The following is a 20,124-nucleotide window of genomic DNA, read 5'->3' as shown; positions in this document are numbered from 1 at the left end:
GCAAAATTATTTCCTACCCTATATCTTTATTATTTCTCATTAACGTGTTTCTTAAATAAAAACAAAAATAATTCCGTGATGAGACTTAAATCCCATCACGGAACTGTCTTATTTAATCAACTATTCTAATTGATTTTCACTGAAAATACCCTTATAATTAATTTGAGGTATTGGCATCCAAAATCTTGATAATATTTTCTGCAATTGCATGAATTACTGGAACTGCAACTGAATTACCAAATTGTTTGTATGCCTGGGTATCTGAAACAGGAATGATAAAATCATTAGGAAAACCTTGAAGTCTCGATGCTTCTCTAGGCGTAATTTTCCTTGGATTCTTACCTTTCTGTTCAATAAGAATTTCAGACCCGTCCTTGTAATAACGTGCGGAAATTGTATTTGTATATGGACTATCTTCATTGAACAACCCATATCCAAAACCTTTGCCTGCGGCTGCATTATCAATTTTGCGTCTTTGATGACCCTGCCAGAGCTTATCAGACAATGTATATTTGTCATCCACATTCTTTTCTAAGATATCTCCAACTCTTGTTGGTGTCTTAGGTGGAACAGGATATTCAAAATCTTGATAATTTTTAACTTGATTTTTATCAAAACCTACAATGTAGATTCGCTCACGATTTTGAGGAACGCCAAAATCTTTTGCTGGAAAAACCTGATGATATACTTCATAATCCATATCTTCTAAGGTTTTACGAATTGTAGCAAACGTTCGTCCCTTATCATGACCAACAAGATTTTTTACATTTTCAAGCAAAAATGCCTTTGGTCTTTTTTCCTTAATGATTCTGGCGATATCAAAAAACAAAGTTCCTCTTGTGTCACCAAAACCTTTTTTGAGACCAGCTTGGCTAAATGCAACACATGGAAATCCGCCTACTAGAATATCATGGTCTGGAATATTTTTTTCATCGATTTGTGTAATATCACCAGCAGGCATTTCACCATAATTTGCGTGATATGTCTTCTGTGCAAATTTATCCCACTCACTAGAGAACACGATATTTACAGCACCTGTCTGATAAAATCCAAGTCGTGTACCACCAATACCTGCAAATAAATCAATCATCCGATATCGAGCATTTTCATCATTAGGGAATGGTACTGTTTCTGGAAAATCAAGAATTGCTTTCAACTCAGCACCAGACGGAGAAGCTTCTCCATTTTCCCAACGACGAATTGTTCTATCACCAAATTTAGGCAATCCAACAGCATCTGCCAACTCTTTTTGAGTCATATGCAGACGTTCTCGTTTTGCTTTAATTGCTTCTGAAACATTTATGTTCATTGTATGAATTCTCCTTTTCTGTGTCATTAACAGGACATTTTGTCCTCTCTTTGACACAATTATACCATACAATGAACATTAATTCAACTATTATTGTGAGGTTATTATTATGGCACATATTTCTGAGAATCAATTTAAAGAATTAGTCAAATCCGAACGTTCGGAACACTTTATTACACCATTTGGACTGGTGTATAAAACATTTATCGACTTAGGATATGACAAAAAAGATTGTTCATACTTTATGGAACACGCAAGCGAATATATTGCAGATATGCGTGAAAATTGTTGGAACGAATTTGTTCCATTTGAAAAAGAATTCACTACTAGAATGCTTACATATCTCATTGATGTAGAAAAAGTATGCAAAATGAATCCCGTTGATGCAATCAAAGATTTCACAATGGAATATCCTAATCATATTTACAATTTATCATTGAGCAATACGCAAAGTCGACGCAGCAGAGCTGGTAAAGAATTTGAAGCAATTATTGAATTGCTGCTTATTGGTGCTGAAATTCCATCCGATGCACAAGGTGCTATTGGAAAACAATACTTTCAAACGCATCAAATCGGTAAACTTGTTGATTTTGTAACGCCATCTGTTGCAGAATATTTAGCTAACAAACGCAATACAATGTTAATTAGTGCTAAAACAACATTACGTGAAAGATGGCAAGAAGTTCCTGAAGAAGTTAACCGTACTGGAATCCGTGAAATGTATCTTGCTACACTGGATAGCACTATTTCAGATGAATCATTGCGTATCATGTACGAAGCCAACATCATTATTGTAACTACAAGAATGAACAAAGAAACAAATTATCCTAACAACAACCGAGTGATTACATTTGAAGAAATGTTGTCAATCGGTCGGGAAACTACAGACAAATGGAATGATTACGATTATTCAGACCAAGATAAAGACCTGCTTTTACGTCATATCAAAAAGCAAATTGAAAAATTTAATGAATATCCATACGTAAGAAAGTATTATGAAAAAAGATTAAATATGTTTGAATAACACAGCAACAAAAAAGGCGAAGCTATACGTTTCGCTTTTTTCATGTCCTTATTTATTTTGATGGATATATGGATAACTCTCCGAGTTATCCACATACCCACAAAACCTACTGCTGCTGCGGATTCCACTCCACATATATATTCACACATTACCAATTGTGGGTATTCATGTATTCATCAGCAGCCAGTCTGAAAAATGCAGACAGGCTCAAGCCGTGTGCCTTTGCCTTTGTTGTCAGACGTTCCTTCTCGTCCCTGGTCATTGATACAAGGGCTGTTGCTCTTGTATCACCGCCGACTGTTTTCTTCGGTGTCTTCACCGCTGCTGTCACTGCTGCATCATGTTCCTTTTCTGTATCACTCTCAAAACTGTCTAAAAGACTTGTCATATTCTTTTTTGCTCTTGGCATCTCAATCATCTCCTTACATTCTTGTACTGATTTTTATATCTATTTCATATCTACATTATAGATACAAAATATCTATTTTGCAATCAGTTTCTTGCTCTTCTTAACTTTCGGTTGCTGCTGTACAGGCACCTTGGCAAGGTAGCTGATTTCAGAACACAAGTTGTTTACAGCCTGTGTTGCAGGAGAATGCTTATTGATTTCGTTGACAGAACAGCGACAGTTCTCAGCCTGAACGAGAACTTCTGACTGTGGAATGGTCAATACAGTATCCAGATGCTCTTTCTGTCTGTATTTCTGCAACCATTCCATAAATGATACAGATGCAGTGAATCTGTTGACACCATTGACAGCAATGACAATCGGACAGTTCGTATTCTTCTTTACAAGAGATACGGTACGTGTAAAACTTTCGATATTACCACCAGTCGGTCTGACAGGGATTACAACCACATCTGCTCCTTGAATGGTCTGAATTGTTTTGCTGTCCATGATACGCCCTGGCGTATCGACAACGGCAACCTCTGGATTGTCTACCTTCTTGTCATTGTTCCTGTTCTTGTACTGTCCATCGAAGCTGTACAGAGACACTGGAACATTCTGTCTTGTATAGTAATAATATAATTCATCTGATAAACGTGTCTTTCCAACGCCACCTTTTTCAGATGTGAATACTATCGTTTTCATCTTAAAATCGCTCCTTTTATATATACGTTGTATCTATTTTATAAATATTTTATATCTATTGAATATCTATAAACATTATAATAGATACAGATTCGGATTGCAATAGCTTACGCAAATTTTCCTACCCAAAATATACAAGGCAGTGATTTCATCGTGTATCACAAAATCATGATTTTAAATGATGGGAAAATTTTGGGCAAAACATGTGCCATATTTTGGGCAAAATAGGACCAACTTATGGCACAAAAAATGCCCATGGAAAAATCCATGGGTTAAAAAAGAGGATATTAGAATATATATTAAGTAAATATTTTATAGTTACTAAATATCTACAAGATGAATATAAAATATATAAAAACTGCATTTTCAGCAGATTGTTCAAAAAATTTTGATGGGAAAAATATGGTGCAAATTATGGGCAAAATTTGCCCAATTTATGTGCCATATTTTGCCCATGGTGTTTTTACACTCAAAGTTTCTGAAAGATTTCAATTCACACTCCCGTACGGGGAGTGACCATGGATGATAAGACCATACAGACCGTTCAATTTCAATTCACACTCCTATGCAGGAGTGATTACAAGATTAGCACCAAAAATCATACTTTTGCATGACTCTTTTTCCTACCCTGTATAACAATTTTATCACATAAACGTGCATTTTTCAATAGAAATTTCCTGTATTACAACAAAAAACAAAATCAATCCTGTGAACAGGATTGTAAAAGATGTAACTATCGTCACATCGACCGAGAGTCATTCTGTAATGATTAGAAAATCATCGTAAAACGTTTATATACATAAAGGAGCTTAGAAACTATGATATTTTATTATGACGAAGAAAATAAATCTTATGATGTAACACATGCAGGCGGTATAATAAAGCTTTTTAAAGATGTCATTCCAGAAGATGATACAGAAAGCGTAGTACGCGTTCAGCTATATCGAAATTTCCGTGTTGCCAAAATTAATCGTCCAGGATACGAACGATTAATGCGTGATGCTGCAAAACGTGTAGATAAGAACTATCCAACACTGACAGGTGTCAAAAGACAAAGAGAAATAATAGATGCATGTCATGATATCATTTATGATATTACATTCGCTGACTTAGGAGTCAGAGACAAAAGTCCTTATTTAACACCATGGTCAAGATTAGACCACCCATTACTGGCAGCATCGGGCAAAAATCCATCACCATGGAGAAAGATTTAAGAACTCACAGAGCTTAGCAGGCTCTGTGGGTAATTTTTTTGTATATAGCCGTATAACGCCGAAATATTGGATATAGCGAGCATTTTAAAGAAAAACGTATAATTTTACAGGATTGATATTTTATACGCGTGGTGACGTCATACGGCGTGTTAAACGATGGGTTTTGAATTGTTTAGCTGATTGCCAACAGAACTTTCTTACCTTCGGTCTCCTTTCCATCCATCGTACCGATAGATTTTTAACTGCTTGCGCAGTCTGCGGGTTTAATTATGAAAATAATTAAAGATTTAATCATACACAAAAAGAAAAGGAGATTACGATTATGACAGCAAAAGAATGGAGCAAAGCAAAGAACACATTCAAGAAGGTTTACAGAAGCATGAGAGCAGCTCATCCAGATTGGAGCAATGCACGTGTTTACATGGCTACCAAAGGTCAGCTTAACAAGTAAACAAAAATCCCTACCCGGAAACGAGTAGGGATTATTTTTTCGTATAGCCGTATAACACCAAAATATCGTGTATAGCGAAGATTTTTGAGAAAATCACATAATTTTACACGTTTGATATTTTATGCTCATGGTGACGTCATACGGCGTGTTAAACGATGGGGGTTGAATTGTTCTGCTAACTGCATACAGGGAAACAGATGGATGATGAATGTTATCAGCATCTAAAAATCCAGAAGCAAAAAAAATGTAGCACGTTTCGTGCTACGCATAAATCCAATGCCCAGCAGCACATTCAGCGTTTTTGTAGCAGACAGTGTAGCAGACAAAAAAACAACGTGCTACGCATAAATCCGTTGACTGGTAAGGAATTCATGTGTTTTGTAGCACGTGTAGCACGTTTTTTTGGGAACATATATATAACATTTTTATTTTAGTCTACACTAAATTCAAATCCATTACGTATCAACGGATTTATCCAAATTACACATAATATCATAATGATAGTATGTGTAAATCATGTGTTCTACATGTCATGTATTCACCGTAAAATGCTAAAAAACCAGCACATAGTATCATTATGATACAAAGAAATTGCTAATATTTTCATCATACAGTGAAAAAACTGTTTTTCGGTATAAAAACTTTGTATACCGTGAATCCGTTACTGGGTAGCGGATTTATCGTTTTTCACACTCTCGGTATAAAAATGATTTTTTCAACTTATCCCGTTAAAACTGTTGATACATAAGGGATTTACGGGTTCCGTATAAAAAGTATAATAAAATTTCAAAATCTTTTTTATATAAAAAATATCATACATAGAATACCCCATAAATATACTTAAAACCCTTATGTATCAACACATTTATCCAATCATACACATAATATCAATATGATACAAAGTAAAACATATTTATAGATAACATCAACATGATACAAAGTAAAATCCTTATATATCAAGGTTTTTAAGCATTTTCTATTTTCTCTTATATAATTGACTTAAATTTTTCTTATACTTCTTATACTTTAAGATAAATCCGTTATAGGACAACAGATTCAGCGTATAAACACGATTTTTAGTTTTTATACCGGGTATAACCAAAAATGATAAATCCGTTGACTGGTAATAGATTTAGCGTATAAAAAGTTTTTATACCGTTTTTTATACCGAAACTCGAAAAATAGAAAAAAAATAAAAAAATCATACATGTGTCAGTTACTGCCACATTTGTGGCACCAACTACTGCAACGCTAAATCCAGTACCCAGCAACACATTCAGCCGATTTAGAAAAAATATGTGGCAGTACGAAAAATGATACTGCAACATCAAATCCCTTACCCAGTAATGGATTTGTCGATTTGTGGCACTTGTGGCACCAAATCGCATGTAGCTTTTTTATAAATAATTTTTAACACATATTTTTACACCCAAATTCGATAAATCCATTGATAGTATTACACTTTATCCAATCATACACATAATATCATAGTGATACAAAGTAAAATACCGTTTTTACTTAACATCAAAATGATACAATCAAATACGTTGATACACAATAGATTTGTATTTTATATATATTTTCTAAAATTAACCTATATTTTTACTGCCACAACTGCCACAAATGGATAATTTCCTTACGTATCAACGGATTTGATGTTGCAGTAACTTTTTTTTACTGCCACAAAAAAAGTGCCAAATCGCTTAAATCAAGTACCAGTCAACGGATTTGATGTGGCACCAGTTGGTGCCACATTTGTGGCAGTAACTGCCACAAAAGGTGCCACATCCATATTTTACTGCCACATTTCACTTCTGTATCACGTAGTTGGTGCCACAAGTGCCACATTTTTTTCTGTATATCAAAAGTTAGTGCCACAAAAAAAGAGATGATACATTCTCTGTATCATCTCAATCAATATCATACTCTGTGAATACCTCTGTAATATGCCTTCAAAGACGGACGGCATTTTTTATCCCTATCATTACCTTTGTATGTCTGACTGTACCAGTCTTCCAACTTGTACTCATCAATCATCCATTCCGGCTTGTCCATCTTATTACCAGGTCTAATACTTTTGTCTTTGTCATCACATTTCCAATCAGGGTATTCCGGCAGAATATTCAAAATATCTTTTACCAGTGTCTTCATAGATTTTGAACAATCCTTATCACCCACATTCTTCTTATACCATGCTGTGTATAAATCCCTCAGGAATGTGAATGGCACAAAATCCCACTGTAACTGTGGCATGATTTCTGCCATGAACTGACGTACTGGGTCATTGAACTCTTTATATTCCTGCAATGCATCTTTACATGCTTCCGGTACAGACAGTTCATAGTAGTTCATATTCAGAACTTTATACAATACATATTCCAATACTTCTTTTCTACTCAAATAATCGTCTTTGATATAACGTCGTTCTGCTCCTGTAAAACACTTTGTAAACGGAATGAAAAGCTGTCTTCTGAAAAACGAATCAGACTTGTCTTTCACTCTTGGAAGCTCATTCAGACACTGTACCATGAATCCATGGAACTGATATGTAATCGGCGTCTTGAACTTACGGTTAATCTGAATGACATCGTTTGTAATGATAGCTTTCAGATTCGCAGCCTTATCAATATATGTACCGACATCATTCTCATCCACGATGATGGCAGATGCATTGATAAGCGGCTCAAGCAAGAAATCTTTGCTCATATCAGCCAGTGGCAGTGATACATACGTACCCTCTCCACAAAGATTTCTCATAAGCTCACAAAATGTTCCCTTACCATTGTTACCTGATTCAGCATAAAACCATGCTGATTTATTCCAGCGTACATTTGGTCTAATAATTGCACCCATCACTTCCCAAAGCGTATTGACAATCTCAGGGTCATCCGACAATGAACACACCCAGTTCTCAACATCCCAGTCTGTATTATCTACAGGATTGTGAATCACGACATTCCTTGCATTCGGATTATAATCAACTCTTGATTTTGTAATGAACACAAAATCCGGCGTAAAAGGCATCAACACCTTTGTATTATAATCAAAAATACCATTGTTGACTGCAATCAGATTCGGCTTTCTGCAAAGCTTTACATGCGGTGCAATCAGTCTGAGATGTTTAATCATCTCGATTCTGTCTTTTGCAGACATTCCATAACAATATCTGCCAGCCAGCTTTTCAAATGTTGCTTCTGTACAATCATACAAGCCTTCATATTCTCCAGATTCCTGATAAATACCAAGAACAGCAGACTGTGTTCTCAGCTCAGAACCGCCTTTATCGACCAGTTCAATCAATGCGACCTGATATAAACTCTCAATGATTTCAGCAATCTGCACAGGCATCAATTTCGTTGGAATTCTCCATCTTGCGCCTTTTTCAGCGGCTGCATTATATAAATCAAAATAATTTTTTGTAAGAGCCAAAATGCCTTCTTCAACATCAGCCGGAGCCGGTGTAGTGCCTTTAATTGATACAAGATAATCTCTTGTAGCTTGTCTAATTGTATCTAACTGCGTATGTGCCATATATTAACACGTCCTTTCTTCAATGAGTTTAATTTTCTGTATAAAATCTACGTTTTCCTATTGAAGTCAGTGCCAAAATATGCTAATATATGAGCATAAATAGAGAATGAATGAAGTCTTGGCACGTCCTTTCAAATGACACTGACTTCCTTGATAGCAACAGTGATGCCACTCACAGTTGCTATTTTTTTATGTAATTTTAAATGTGACCTTTTTCAACAACCCATTTTTCAAAAGCTGCACGGTCAATCATAACTTTGTTTGATTTACCAACGGTGATATACTCCTTAAATTCCCCACCCTTGATAATGTTTTTTAGCTTTGTAACACCTAGTCCCATGTATGCTGATGTATCATTTATCGTTAAATATTTACGTTCTCCAAAAGGAATTCCTGCTGTACCTGCCATCTCTATAACCTCCATTTTTACTTGTATTTACCTTGTTTTATCTTATTTTAACAGCCCTTAATCTTAATTTCAAGACTTTCCTACCCAACTTTTCACTATTTTCTTTAAACGTGTTATCTATCAACGTATCCAGCTCAAAAAATTTTTTCACAGCATACAAAAAAGACCGCCCACACGGACGGTCTTTTTTTCTTTCCTTTAATTTTTGTCTTCGTCTTCAAATACATTTACAGCATCTGACACCTTCAGAAACATGGCAATATCATGCATCTGTTTAAGACAAGTCTGAACCTGCACAGCAGCTTCCAGCATCCTAGCATATGCATCACGCATATCAACATTGATGAAATCATCACCGTGTTTCTCATGTAAAAGGGAACCGATAATATTCACATCATCAAGCTTTGCACAATATTCCTCATCTGACAGATTATCATAGCGACCATTTTTAGCGCGCTTTGTAAACTTGACAACTGGATTATATACTGAATACCCCACAGGAATACTGTGAACAAGCTCTTTCAGTTCATCTGATTCACTGATTGCTTCTACATTCGCTGACAATGTTGACAGCGCTGACAATGCAGCATCCATATCAACATCCTTGTCAATCTGTGTCATATACTTATTTTCTTTTGCAAAATTTTCAATGTATTTTCTTTTCATTTCTCTCATAATAAAATACTCCTTTGTTCTTTTTTTTTAAAAATTGTAAAACATAATATAGCTCTTTGAACTTTATAAGCCGGTCAGCTTACATGAAAGGAGATTCCTCAAAATTTAAAGAAAAGTTCCGGTCTAACCCTTATGTAGTTTGTAATTGCTAAAATAATGCTTAGGAATTATTTTAGCAATTTCATAATAGCACATTTCCTACCCTAACGCAACACGTATATTACTCACCTGTATCACATAAAAAAAGACCGTCCTCCCGGACGGTCTTTTCATATCTACTTTTTTATATCATTTTGAAATGCTTAAAAGCCTTCATAATCAGTTCTCGCTTCTCAGCCGGACAATTCGGCACCTTATGACCTTCGGCACCTGTATTATAATTCTCACGCTTCTCAAAACCTAATTTGTCTTTTACTTGAGCAATGTATAACGATGATACAGAAACATTATACTGTTCCTTAATCCATTTCTTAATTTCTGCATACGTTGCAGAACCCTTGATACCTTTAAGATATTCAGCATCTTCCGGCTCATAATCTACGTGCATATACTCAATGCTTTTGTCGTTGACCGTTTCCCTCACCAGACAGCAAACCGTCTCCACATGGACAGTTCCAGGGAACATATCAACTAAACAACATCTCTTGACCTCGTATCCCGCTTCCCTAAATACAAGCAGATCTCGCATGAGACTAGTTGGTTTACAACTTACATATACCATTTCATCTACATTGAAATTAATGATTTTTCGTAAAGCCTTTGGATGAATTCCATCTCGCGGAGGATCGAGTACGAGAATGTCCGGCTTCTGGGTTAAGTTATCCACAACTTTTAGGACATCGCCGGCAATGAATTCACAATTGTCTAAATGGTTGTCCACTGCGTTCTTTTTGGCGGCTTCCACCGCTTCTTCTACGATTTCGACACCGACTACTTTACTTGCTACGGGTGCAAGCATCTGTGCGATCGTTCCGGTTCCGGTGTAAAGGTCGTAAACGAGTTTATCTTTTGTTTCCCCAACGTATTCTCTTACCTGATCATACAGGACTTCTGCTCCTAAGGTGTTTGTCTGGAAGAAGGAGAATGGAGAGATTTTGAAACGCATGTTATAAAGGTATTCATAAAAATAATCTTGTCCGTAAAGTGTTTTTGTTTCATCGCTTTGTACTACGTCTGCAAGGTTGTCGTTTAATGTATGCAAGATTCCAACAACTTTTCCATCAATTTTCTGGGAGAGAATCATATTGACAAATTCAGATTCGTCCAGTCTGCTCTGTGTTGTAGTGACAAGATTAATTAAAATATCTCCTGTTTTTACAGAACGACGCATTACGAGGTGGCGGAGAAATCCTTCGTGACGAATTTTGTGGAAGTAGGTTTCTCCTTTTTCTTTAAAGTATTTTAAGATTGCCTGGAGAAGTACGTTAAAATCAGGGTCTACGATGCGACAGTCCTCTAATGTTACGATATCATAGAAACTATTTTTCTTATGCATTCCAAGAGCAAGAGGACCGTCTTTTTCTTCGTCACCAAATGTGAATTCCATCTTGTTTCGGTAGCCTTCTGTGATCGGGCTTCCATAAATATTTTCGATAGCAAAGGAAAGACCGTTTTTTTCAATTAATTCTTCTACCTGGCGTTTCTTTAAATCAAGCTGCTGCTCATAAGAAAGGTTCTGATAACGGCAGCCACCGCAGATACCGAAATGTTTGCAGGCTGCTGGCTGTTCTATCGGAGATGGCTCGATGACTTCAAGAAGTCTTCCTTCGATTTTATCTCGTTTCTTTTTATTAATGGAGAAGCGTACTACCTGACCTTCTAACGCATTTTTTACGATTACTTTCTGCCCCTCAATATCTATAATTCCTTTATTAGGGAATTCGGTTCGGATGACTTTTCCCTCAAAAATATCTCCTTTTTTCATAAAATAATTCCTTTCTATAAATACATAAAAAATGGAAAGGATGCTGCAATGTACACCCTTTTCCATTATATTTAAGAATGTCCCGGCTTTCTTGCACGAGTACATTTATATTATTTTTTAAATTTTCAGTTCGGTAAATTTGGATTTATAATATCCATGTCCGTAATGGGCCTCGCCTTCATCATCAATTTCCATAATGAGAAATGTTGGCATATGATCAGGTTGTCTTGGGTAAGAAACGCTTCCCGGATTTAATATCGTTACATCTTCATCGATTTCGATGTATGGTTTATGCGTATGACCAAACATAACAATATCGATATTATTTTGAAGTGCATACTGTTTTAAGCGTTCTACACCGCGATATACGTAAAAAGTATGTCCGTGAACAACCAGTACCTTATAATCGCCAATATTAAAAATGTCTTGTGCAGGAAGATCAAGATTATAGTCGTTGTTTCCGGAAACCATATGTACCGGACAATCTACCAATGAACGGATATAATCGTCTCCTCGCTCTACATCTCCACAATGGATGAGCATATCGATTGGTCCAACCTGCTCGATTACTCCTGCCACATCATCATTACGTCCATGCGAATCACTGATTACCAAAATTCTCATTTTATTTTCACTCATCTATTTACAAAATCTCCTTTATCTGGCGTAAAGCCTTTCCACGATGACTGATTTCATTCTTTTCTTCTGCTGAAAGCTGAGCAGTTGTTTTGCCTCTGTCCGGAAGATAGAAAATAGGATCATAACCAAAACCATTCTCTCCGGCTGGCTCCTGTGCAATTCTTCCTTCAATGGTTGCTCTGCGAGTCTCTATCGTCCCATCCGGAAATGCCGCTGCAATAACACAGACAAAGCGGGCACTCCTTACAATATCCGGAACTCCATGCAGTCTGTCTAAAATAATCTGATTCTTAATACGATACGATGTGTTCTCTCCCATGTATCGGGCAGAATACACACCTGGTTCTTTATTAAGATAATCAATTTCCAGACCGGAATCATCTGCTAAAACAATACTTCCTGTTGCCTCCATCACCGTTTTTGCTTTAATGATGGCATTTTCCTCAAATGTTGTTCCATCCTCTACAATATCTACATCGACTCCGGCTTCTTTCATCGAGAGAATCTCATAATCCAAGTTACCGAGGATTTCGCGAATTTCCTTCATCTTGCCTTCATTTCCAGTGGCAAATATTAACTTTTTCTTCAAAATTCTGCCTCCTACAAAGCTCATACTTTATCTATATGACTTCTAATATCCGCTTATTAACTGCATCGTGTGACAGTCACTAGGTCACTACGCTTCTGACTGCTCTGGCTTCTTTCTCCTTGGCGGCTTTGGACCTGGGAACATATAGAAATATGTCTTCATCATTCCGTTATAAATCTTACGGTTCTTCGCCGCTTTCTTTCCGATATAACGTTCTGCATCTTCATAAGCTGTGATAACATATTCTGACCATCCGTCAAGTCCTGCGAAAGCTTTTCCCATATCACGATATAACGCCGGAAGATCTTCTTTTTCTTCTAGACGTTCTCCGTAAGGAGGATTCGTAATAACAAAGCCGTACTTCTTTGGATGACTTAAATGATGAACCGGTCGCTGCTGAAAATGAATGAGTCCATCCACACCGGCTCTCTTCGCATTCTCTCTTGCCGCCTTTACGATCTGTGGATCAATATCGTATCCCTGAATGTCCATTTCCACACTTAAATCTACCAGAGATTCTGCTTCTTCAAATCCTCTTGCAAAAAGCTTCGGAGATACAATATTCTCCCACTTCTGTGCCTGAAATTCCCGATGCATTCCTGGTGCGATATTCGCTCCCATCATTGCTGCCTCGATAGGAAATGTTCCACTTCCGCAAAATGGGTCTACAAGAATACGATTCTTGTTCCAAGGGGTAAGTTTAATAAGTGCTGCGGCCAGTGTTTCCTCGATTGGTGCCTTACTTACCATACGGCGGTAACCTCTTTTGTGAAGACTTTCTCCGGAAGTATCAAGTCCGATCGTCACAACATCCTTATAAATAATCACTCGAACCGGATAATCTTCGCCATCCTCTTCAAACCAGTTAATATGATAATGTTCCTTCATGCGCTCAACCATCGCTTTTTTTACGATAGACTGAATATCTGAAGGGCTAAATAACTTGCTCTTTACGGAAGTTGCCTTTGTTACCCAGAATCTTGCATCTGATGGGAAATACTCTTCCCATGGAACTTTCTTGACATTCTGGAACAGTTCTTCAAAAGTTACAGCCTTAAATTCTGCCACTTTTAAAAGAATTCGCTGGGTTGTTCTCAAGAAGATATTCGCTCTTACTAAGGCTTCCATATCTCCGGCAAACGTTACCTTTCCATCTTCCACCTTCACAATCTCGTATCCCAAATCAGCGATTTCTCTCTTACACACTGCCTCAAGTCCAAAATGACAAGGTGCTATAAATTCATATCTGTTGCCCATCTTTCCTCCATTAACTGTATCTTTTCATTATATGTTTCTTTATATTTTTCTTTTTATCTTTCTTTTAACTTCATATAGATACACTTTTTATCTTTAAAAAATATTTCTTAATAGTTATAATTGTACTTAGGAAATATTTCTGTGTCAAGAAGTACGCACCATCGTCCATAAGTCATTCTTCTCTTTTTCCAGATATCCTTTATAAAACATAATCCCACCAACGACATTATATGCGTGAATTCCCATAGAATCCAACTTTCTCGCTGCCAGTATACTTGTGGAACCTGTATCACAATATACGAAAACCGGTTGTTCTTTTTCTACATTAAAATCTGCCTCTATATCAAACTTTTCTTTCATAATATCTGTAAAAGGAATATTTACCGCCATTGGCAGATGTCCCTTTTTAAATGCTTCTTCTGACCGAACATCGACAAGTAAGCCTTTAGATGCATAACTCTGCTTTATTGCCTCCGATATCGAAATGAGATCAAACATACCCTCGCCTTCTTCCACCTCTATATATCAACATATGTATTTTTCTAAAAAAAGTGCACTTCTGATTTAATTGAATAGAACAGACAAAAGGGGATGTCGCACCAAAAACAGCCCTACTCTATGGCACGGATTCATGCATTGCATGGAATCGCTGCCATATTTTTACGAACAAGCGTGGGACCTATGGCATAATCGCAGACGACTTGCGTTTTACTACTCAACTTTCGAACGTTTATGGAAACGCCATTCGCGCTAAACTCGCTGCCGCTCAGACAACGCGCTCGGTGGCGGGTTCGTTCTCAAGTTTCGTGACGCAAAACCTGCAATGCATCTGCTCTTTATACCATAGGCATCCACGCTTTTTTCATAAATCTCCGGAATTCGATTCCATGCAATGCATGAATCCCCGCCATTCGCCACGCCCGATGCCAAAAGCTGTTTTTGTTTCCCCAGTCTGTGGCAAAGCAAAAGAAAAAAGCCGAACTTTTTTGCAAAGAACGACTCTGGAAAGACATTAGCCGAAGTGACGGAAAAGACTCTACAAGATCAACGAGGAAGAAGGGAAAATCTGGAACGGATCACCAGAGAGTATGGGACACAGCTGAGGATGAACCGGAGTATCCAGGCTGGACTTTTGTCTAAGACAGAAGGCTTAGATAAGTGCGCTTTTTCAGCAGTACAAGTGCTGTAACTGTAGCCAAAGCAAGCAGATTCTGCTGAAAATGTGTACAAAAAGTCCGTCGCAGTTACGGTCGTTAGACCGTTACTGCGACGGAACCTTTGGCTCCAAATGGAATCCGTATTTTCTATTCTGCGATGATCTTTACCGATACGCTATATTTAGGCAAACGATTATTTTGTTACGATTTTGATAAATTTCTTCTTTCCTCTCTTTAACACTTTGCCTTCACCATTGAAGTCGTCTAATGTATAAGAAGCTTTAAAGTCTGTTACTTTTTCTCCATCTAATGTTACACCACCCTGTGTTACATTACGTCTTGCCTCAGAACGTGTTCCTGCTAAACCGGATTTTACAAGAAGTGCGAGAATATCTACTGCACCGTCTCTTAAGTCTTCTTCTGAAACTTCACATGTTGGCATGTTTGCAGAATCTCCGCCATTGCTGAATAATGCTCTTGCAGCTTCCTGTGCTTTCTGTGCTTCTTCTTCACCATGAACTAACTTTGTAAGCTCAAATGCAAGAATTTCTTTTGCTTCATTTAACTTGCTGCCTTCCCAGCTATCCATTGCATCAATTTCTTCTAACGGAAGGAATGTCAGCATACGGATACACTTCATAACGTCTGCATCCGCAACATTTCTCCAGTACTGATAGAAGTCGAATGGAGAAGTCTTGTTAGGATCTAACCATACGGCACCGGACTGTGTTTTACCCATTTTCTTTCCTTCGGAATTTAAAAGAAGGGTAATTGTCATAGCATAAGCATCGGCATCCGGTCCTAATTTACGACGAATCAGTTCTGTTCCGCCAAGCATGTTGCTCCACTGATCATTACCACCAAACTGCATATTGCAGCCGTATTTCTGGTATAACTCATAGAAGTCATAGCTCTGCATGATCATGTAGTTGAATTCTAAGAAGGATAAACCTTTTTCCATTCTCTGTTTATAACACTCTGCACGAAGCATGTTATTAACGGAGAAACAAGCGCCAACTTCACGAAGTAACTCAACATAATTTAAGTCTAACAGCCAGTCCGCATTATTAACAAGCATAGCCTTTCCGTCAGAAAAGTCAATAAAGCGGCTCATCTGTTTCTTAAAGCACTCTACGTTATGATTGATTGTCTCTTTTGTCATCATCTGACGCATATCTGTACGTCCGGATGGGTCACCGATCATAGCAGTACCTCCACCAATTAAAGCAATCGGCTTATTTCCTGCCATCTGAAGACGTTTCATCAGACAAAGAGCCATGAAATGTCCTACGTGAAGACTGTCTGCTGTTGGGTCAAATCCAATATAAAATACAGCCTTTCCATTGTTTACAAGTTCCTTAATTTCGTCTTCATCTGTTACCTGTGCAATCAATCCTCTTGCAACCAATTCGTCATATACTGTCATAAAAACCTCCATTTATTTTTCTTATTTTATTTAACAGGGTATCCCAACGGAATTCTGCAATGAAACTCCCTGTAAAATAAAAAAATCCCGTCCTAATAAAAGGACGAGATATAACTTCGTGGTACCACCTTTTTTCGCAAAACAAAATGTTCTGCCTCATAGACAAGCGTCAATCAACGCCTCTGCGGATAACGGCCGCCGCTCCGTCACAGCCTACTAAAAACATCGGTCTCATTCGGTGTGCAACTCAGGAATGTATTCACTTACTATCTAGCACATGACCTCCCACCAGCCGGTCACTCTCTGGAATGCATCAATAAAAGTTACTTCTTTCCGTCTTCGTCTTTCGCTGAAATTCATATAAATGATGTCCTTTATATGCGGACAGGCATTATGTCTCCTATTGTAGTAAACCTTCAAAATTTTGTCAAGTAGGATTTTGGAATTCTTGAAAAAAGGAATAAAAAGAACTGGTCAATTGCCAGTTCTTAAAGAGAGGAAAGTATGAAAAAAATCTATCAAAAAAGCGTTGTTGTTTTTTTGATGTCTCTATCATACCGGGAAATTGTGAACAGTCTGTGAGAAAAAAATGAAGATAATCTGAAGAATCGCTATTTAATCCTTATCATTTTCTTTCGTTTGTAAACAACCGGTTAAAATTAGGCCTGATAAAGTAAAATATATCCTCCTGTATTCTTCTTTCTGCTAAAATATAAATGCGTATCCTCTGTATTTTTCTGCGGAAACATATAGGATATCAGTTCGGAAAGGTCTGCTCTTTTTAATCTTTGTACTTCTCCTGCCCATTCCCTTGTTGCAGAATCTGTAAAAACTACCTGTCCTTCTTCATCAACGCCAAGAAGAATCATTGTATGATAAGAACCCGCATATTTTTTATCAAAAAAGTGAACGATTCTTCTGCCTTTTCTTCTCATTCTACTTGTTTCTATAATAACAGGGCTGCCTTTTTGTAAATGTTCCATAATCTGCTTTTCGGCATAGTTATCCTCAAAGTTTCCTACGTATTCACAGGAAATTCCTTCTTTTTTCAAAATTACTGAAATGCCATAAAGAGATACCGGCATCTGCCTTGCCATCACTTTTCCGTAATTTTTTTCATAAACTTCTTTTGGAAAATGTTTTTTCTCGATTTCATAAACGGTTTGGTCCGGTGTTAATTTCGCATACTTTTCCACAAAAGCTGCCAATGCGGTTGTCAACGAACAGCACGCACACCCATGGCGAAGGATATATTCACTGGCCTCACCATAAACCCCTGCTTTTTGCTGGAAAACCGGATAAACTCTTTTTGTACTGCCATCAGAAATTATTACTTTAAGTATTTTTCCATTCAGATCACTGTTCGGAAGGGATGGAGAAAGAAACTTCTTTCCTTTATTATCTGTCAAAAAGTTCAAATGTATACACTCCATAAAAATCCTTTCTTTTTCCTGTTTATTATTTCCTGCTTATTGTTTCCTGTTTTTCGTTTTCTTTATGTCGTCTTCGTAAAATCTCTCCATCTGCACTTTTGTTCAAATGGAGAGATTCTGGCACTTTTTTAAACTAAAGTTTTGCTATTATCTTTCTCTTATATGCTAAAAACTGATCTGTAAGATAAAAATCTTCTGCTCGTGGTTTCTTTTCCTTTATCACGATCTCATCACGTATTTCCCCTGGCTTTCCATTCAAGATATAAATTCTGTCAGAGAGTAAAATTGCCTCATCTATATCATGCGTGATAAAAATTGTAGACAGATCAATATGCTGCATGACTTCAAGATACCATTTATGAATTGCTGTTTTTGTTATAGTATCAAGTGCGCTGAACGGTTCATCAAGAAGGGCTACTCCATTGGAAGACAAATAGGTTCTAAGAAGAGCTGCCCTCTGACGCATGCCGCCGGAAAGCTGAGAAGGATACTGATATTCTGTTCCTTCTAAGCCAAAATCTTTAAAATACGTCTGCGCCTTTTCTCTCGCTTCTTTTTTCTTCATTCCACGAAGTACGAGTGGAAGCGCTGCATTATCAATTATTTTTTTATGTGGAAAAAGTAAATCTTTCTGAAGCATATAACTGATCTGACCTGGTTTGGATGTGATATCTTCTCCATTAAGGAATACTTTTCCTTCTTCTGGCGTTGTTAATCCGGAAAGCACATGGAAAAGTGTTGTCTTTCCAGAACCACTGACCCCGAGAAGAGAGACTAATTCTCCCTGATTCAGTTCAATATTAATATCTTTGATTATAGTTCTTCCACTATATTTCTTTGTAATATGTTCTGCTTTTAAAAGACACATTTATCCATTTCCTTTCATAAACAAATCATTATCCGAAAAATTACTTAGAAGATGGAAGATACTCGTTAGAAAATCCTTTTCCTGTAAGATCTTTTGTTGTCAGCTTATTCTGTGCAAGCCATGTGTAGAAATTATTCCATCTTGTCTCGTCGATCACACCCCAGTTGTCTGCATCTGCAACATACTGTTTAGAAAGCCACTCCTGACTTTTATATACTAAATCTTCAGAACCTTTTAAAGAGCCTGTATCATCGCCTTCAATAAGAATATCTGCCGCTTTCTTTGGATTATCTATTGCATACTGATATCCTTTTTCTGTTGCTGCAAGGAAAGCTTTGGCTTCATCTGGTGAATCTTTCAGGAAATCATTATTTGCGATCATAACCGGTGTATAGTAATCAAATACCGGATCAATGTCTTTGAAATTCCAATAATCACAGTCAACACCTTCTACTGTCGCGTTGATTCCGCCCCATCCATAGAACACCCAGATTGCATCTGTCTGTTTTGCTTTTAATGCAGCCGGTTCATCTGTAATGTTGTTAGGAATCAGTTTTACCTTACTGAAATCCGCTCCTTCATCTTTCATAACTGTTTTTAAAGTTGCCTGCTCAATTGGGGATTCCCATGTAGAATATGTCTTTCCTTCAAGTCCTTTTGGACTGTCAATGCCGTCGCCCTTTCTGGAAATAATTCCTGATGTATTATGCTGGATCAATCCTGCAACTGCTGTAATCCCAAGTGGATTATCTGAATCAATTGCTGCTGCCATTGTATCCTGTGCCTCAATAGCAAACTGTGCCTGTCCTGATGCACACATAGTTGCTGCCCCATTTTCCGGTGGCTGCACAATCTCTACATCAAGTCCGGCATCTTCATAATAGCCGAGTGCTTTTGCTGCGTAAATTCCTGTATGGTTTGTATTTGGCGTCCAGTCAAGACAAAATGTTATCTTTGTAAGATTCTTTTTGTTATTTTCTGTACTTGCACTTTCATTCTTTCCGTTAGCAGAACCGCATGCTGTTACCGATAATAACATAACTGCACTTAAAGTTCCTGCAATGACTTTCTTCCAGTTCAACTTTCTCATAATTTCCTCCTGTATATACTTTTCTTATACTTCTT

At 37.3% G+C, this 20,124-nt stretch carries 18 protein-coding genes and 1 other annotated feature; of the genes, 3 read left to right on the top strand and 15 right to left on the bottom strand.

Features of this window, described 5'->3' with window-relative positions:
* Positions 1 to 157: 157 nt before the first annotated feature.
* Positions 158 to 1,309 carry a DNA cytosine methyltransferase gene (gene dcm / locus FYJ25_RS00245; protein WP_154580229.1) on the bottom strand — a complete coding sequence of 384 codons (1,152 nt, stop codon included), beginning with the start codon at positions 1,307 to 1,309 and terminating at the stop codon, positions 158 to 160.
* A 109-nt stretch (positions 1,310 to 1,418) separates the two neighbouring features.
* Between dcm and FYJ25_RS00240 the strand changes: the two genes are divergently transcribed.
* On the top strand, positions 1,419 to 2,333 hold the full coding sequence (locus FYJ25_RS00240) for a type II restriction endonuclease (protein ID WP_154580228.1): 915 nt from the start codon (positions 1,419 to 1,421) through the stop codon (positions 2,331 to 2,333).
* 148 nt (positions 2,334 to 2,481) lie between these two features.
* On the opposite strand, the gene FYJ25_RS00235 is transcribed toward FYJ25_RS00240, so the two are convergent.
* On the bottom strand, positions 2,482 to 2,742 hold the full coding sequence (locus FYJ25_RS00235) for a plasmid mobilization protein (RefSeq protein ID WP_243145650.1): 261 nt from the start codon (positions 2,740 to 2,742) through the stop codon (positions 2,482 to 2,484).
* 72 nt (positions 2,743 to 2,814) lie between these two features.
* Positions 2,815 to 3,426: a ParA family protein gene (locus FYJ25_RS00230; protein WP_154580226.1), complete on the bottom strand. Its 612-nt coding sequence runs from the start codon at positions 3,424 to 3,426 to the stop codon at positions 2,815 to 2,817.
* Between the two features lie 818 nt (positions 3,427 to 4,244).
* On the opposite strand from FYJ25_RS00230, the gene FYJ25_RS00225 reads away from it, so the two are divergent.
* Together FYJ25_RS00225 and FYJ25_RS14715 are read left to right on the top strand one after the other, a co-directional pair.
* Positions 4,245 to 4,640, top strand: coding sequence for a hypothetical protein (locus FYJ25_RS00225; protein ID WP_154580225.1), 396 nt, complete (start codon positions 4,245 to 4,247; stop codon positions 4,638 to 4,640).
* Between the two features lie 322 nt (positions 4,641 to 4,962).
* Positions 4,963 to 5,091, top strand: coding sequence for a hypothetical protein (locus FYJ25_RS14715; RefSeq protein ID WP_279237037.1), 129 nt, complete (start codon positions 4,963 to 4,965; stop codon positions 5,089 to 5,091).
* Positions 5,092 to 7,011: 1,920 nt separating this feature from the next.
* On the opposite strand, the gene FYJ25_RS00220 is transcribed toward FYJ25_RS14715, so the two are convergent.
* The 12 genes from FYJ25_RS00220 to FYJ25_RS00165 all read right to left on the bottom strand — a co-directional run bounded on the left by FYJ25_RS00220 (position 7,012) and on the right by FYJ25_RS00165 (position 20,089).
* Complete coding sequence (locus FYJ25_RS00220; RefSeq protein WP_154580224.1) at positions 7,012 to 8,622, bottom strand: DNA primase family protein; 1,611 nt, start codon at positions 8,620 to 8,622, stop codon at positions 7,012 to 7,014.
* A 199-nt stretch (positions 8,623 to 8,821) separates the two neighbouring features.
* Complete coding sequence (locus tag FYJ25_RS00215; protein ID WP_167513754.1) at positions 8,822 to 9,031, bottom strand: helix-turn-helix domain-containing protein; 210 nt, start codon at positions 9,029 to 9,031, stop codon at positions 8,822 to 8,824.
* Positions 9,032 to 9,229: 198 nt separating this feature from the next.
* Positions 9,230 to 9,706 (bottom strand): hypothetical protein, encoded by a 477-nt coding sequence (locus tag FYJ25_RS00210; protein WP_154580222.1) that lies wholly within the window; start codon positions 9,704 to 9,706, stop codon positions 9,230 to 9,232.
* A 283-nt stretch (positions 9,707 to 9,989) separates the two neighbouring features.
* On the bottom strand, positions 9,990 to 11,630 hold the full coding sequence (gene rlmD / locus FYJ25_RS00205) for a 23S rRNA (uracil(1939)-C(5))-methyltransferase RlmD (protein ID WP_154580221.1): 1,641 nt from the start codon (positions 11,628 to 11,630) through the stop codon (positions 9,990 to 9,992).
* Between the two features lie 117 nt (positions 11,631 to 11,747).
* Positions 11,748 to 12,254, bottom strand: a complete 507-nt coding sequence (locus tag FYJ25_RS00200; protein ID WP_096241523.1) for a metallophosphoesterase family protein — start codon at positions 12,252 to 12,254, stop codon at positions 11,748 to 11,750.
* A gap of 19 nt (positions 12,255 to 12,273) precedes the next feature.
* The gene (locus tag FYJ25_RS00195) at positions 12,274 to 12,858 is read right to left on the bottom strand and encodes an XTP/dITP diphosphatase (RefSeq protein WP_154580220.1); all 585 of its coding nucleotides are present in this window, start codon (positions 12,856 to 12,858) and stop codon (positions 12,274 to 12,276) included.
* Positions 12,859 to 12,945: 87 nt separating this feature from the next.
* Positions 12,946 to 14,115 (bottom strand): THUMP domain-containing class I SAM-dependent RNA methyltransferase, encoded by a 1,170-nt coding sequence (locus tag FYJ25_RS00190; RefSeq protein ID WP_096239122.1) that lies wholly within the window; start codon positions 14,113 to 14,115, stop codon positions 12,946 to 12,948.
* Positions 14,116 to 14,259: 144 nt separating this feature from the next.
* Positions 14,260 to 14,613 carry a rhodanese-like domain-containing protein gene (locus FYJ25_RS00185; protein WP_096239121.1) on the bottom strand — a complete coding sequence of 118 codons (354 nt, stop codon included), beginning with the start codon at positions 14,611 to 14,613 and terminating at the stop codon, positions 14,260 to 14,262.
* 852 nt (positions 14,614 to 15,465) lie between these two features.
* Entirely contained in the window at positions 15,466 to 16,698 is a 1,233-nt protein-coding gene (gene tyrS, locus FYJ25_RS00180; RefSeq protein WP_154580219.1) for a tyrosine--tRNA ligase, read from the bottom strand.
* A gap of 96 nt (positions 16,699 to 16,794) precedes the next feature.
* Positions 16,795 to 17,047: a binding site (T-box leader), on the bottom strand.
* A 310-nt stretch (positions 17,048 to 17,357) separates the two neighbouring features.
* Positions 17,358 to 18,131 carry a C39 family peptidase gene (locus FYJ25_RS00175; RefSeq protein WP_154580218.1) on the bottom strand — a complete coding sequence of 258 codons (774 nt, stop codon included), beginning with the start codon at positions 18,129 to 18,131 and terminating at the stop codon, positions 17,358 to 17,360.
* 133 nt (positions 18,132 to 18,264) lie between these two features.
* On the bottom strand, positions 18,265 to 18,999 hold the full coding sequence (locus FYJ25_RS00170) for an ABC transporter ATP-binding protein (protein WP_147607717.1): 735 nt from the start codon (positions 18,997 to 18,999) through the stop codon (positions 18,265 to 18,267).
* A gap of 40 nt (positions 19,000 to 19,039) precedes the next feature.
* Positions 19,040 to 20,089, bottom strand: coding sequence for an ABC transporter substrate-binding protein (locus FYJ25_RS00165; protein ID WP_154580217.1), 1,050 nt, complete (start codon positions 20,087 to 20,089; stop codon positions 19,040 to 19,042).
* Positions 20,090 to 20,124: the final 35 nt, after the last annotated feature.

Origin of the sequence: Anaerobutyricum soehngenii (assembly GCF_009697165.1) — a bacterium.
Taxonomy (GTDB): Bacteria; Bacillota; Clostridia; order Lachnospirales; family Lachnospiraceae; genus Anaerobutyricum; species Anaerobutyricum soehngenii.
Note: the sequence above shows the minus strand (reverse complement) of the source record. Positions and strands in the feature narration are given on the sequence as shown.

What these genes read in the sequence shown, in the direction of transcription:
- dcm (WP_154580229.1), bottom strand. Translation starts at nt 1,309, where the DNA reads ATGAACATAAATGTTTCAGAAGCAATTAAAGCAAAACGAGAACGTCTG.
- FYJ25_RS00240 (WP_154580228.1), top strand. Translation starts at nt 1,419, where the DNA reads ATGGCACATATTTCTGAGAATCAATTTAAAGAATTAGTCAAATCCGAA.
- FYJ25_RS00235 (WP_243145650.1), bottom strand. Translation starts at nt 2,742, where the DNA reads ATGCCAAGAGCAAAAAAGAATATGACAAGTCTTTTAGACAGTTTTGAG.
- FYJ25_RS00230 (WP_154580226.1), bottom strand. Translation starts at nt 3,426, where the DNA reads ATGAAAACGATAGTATTCACATCTGAAAAAGGTGGCGTTGGAAAGACA.
- FYJ25_RS00225 (WP_154580225.1), top strand. Translation starts at nt 4,245, where the DNA reads ATGATATTTTATTATGACGAAGAAAATAAATCTTATGATGTAACACAT.
- FYJ25_RS14715 (WP_279237037.1), top strand. Translation starts at nt 4,963, where the DNA reads ATGACAGCAAAAGAATGGAGCAAAGCAAAGAACACATTCAAGAAGGTT.
- FYJ25_RS00220 (WP_154580224.1), bottom strand. Translation starts at nt 8,622, where the DNA reads ATGGCACATACGCAGTTAGATACAATTAGACAAGCTACAAGAGATTAT.
- FYJ25_RS00215 (WP_167513754.1), bottom strand. Translation starts at nt 9,031, where the DNA reads ATGGCAGGTACAGCAGGAATTCCTTTTGGAGAACGTAAATATTTAACG.
- FYJ25_RS00210 (WP_154580222.1), bottom strand. Translation starts at nt 9,706, where the DNA reads ATGAGAGAAATGAAAAGAAAATACATTGAAAATTTTGCAAAAGAAAAT.
- rlmD (WP_154580221.1), bottom strand. Translation starts at nt 11,630, where the DNA reads ATGAAAAAAGGAGATATTTTTGAGGGAAAAGTCATCCGAACCGAATTC.
- FYJ25_RS00200 (WP_096241523.1), bottom strand. Translation starts at nt 12,254, where the DNA reads ATGAGAATTTTGGTAATCAGTGATTCGCATGGACGTAATGATGATGTG.
- FYJ25_RS00190 (WP_096239122.1), bottom strand. Translation starts at nt 14,115, where the DNA reads ATGGGCAACAGATATGAATTTATAGCACCTTGTCATTTTGGACTTGAG.
- FYJ25_RS00185 (WP_096239121.1), bottom strand. Translation starts at nt 14,613, where the DNA reads ATGTTTGATCTCATTTCGATATCGGAGGCAATAAAGCAGAGTTATGCA.
- tyrS (WP_154580219.1), bottom strand. Translation starts at nt 16,698, where the DNA reads ATGACAGTATATGACGAATTGGTTGCAAGAGGATTGATTGCACAGGTA.
- FYJ25_RS00175 (WP_154580218.1), bottom strand. Translation starts at nt 18,131, where the DNA reads ATGGAGTGTATACATTTGAACTTTTTGACAGATAATAAAGGAAAGAAG.
- FYJ25_RS00170 (WP_147607717.1), bottom strand. Translation starts at nt 18,999, where the DNA reads ATGTGTCTTTTAAAAGCAGAACATATTACAAAGAAATATAGTGGAAGA.
- FYJ25_RS00165 (WP_154580217.1), bottom strand. Translation starts at nt 20,089, where the DNA reads ATGAGAAAGTTGAACTGGAAGAAAGTCATTGCAGGAACTTTAAGTGCA.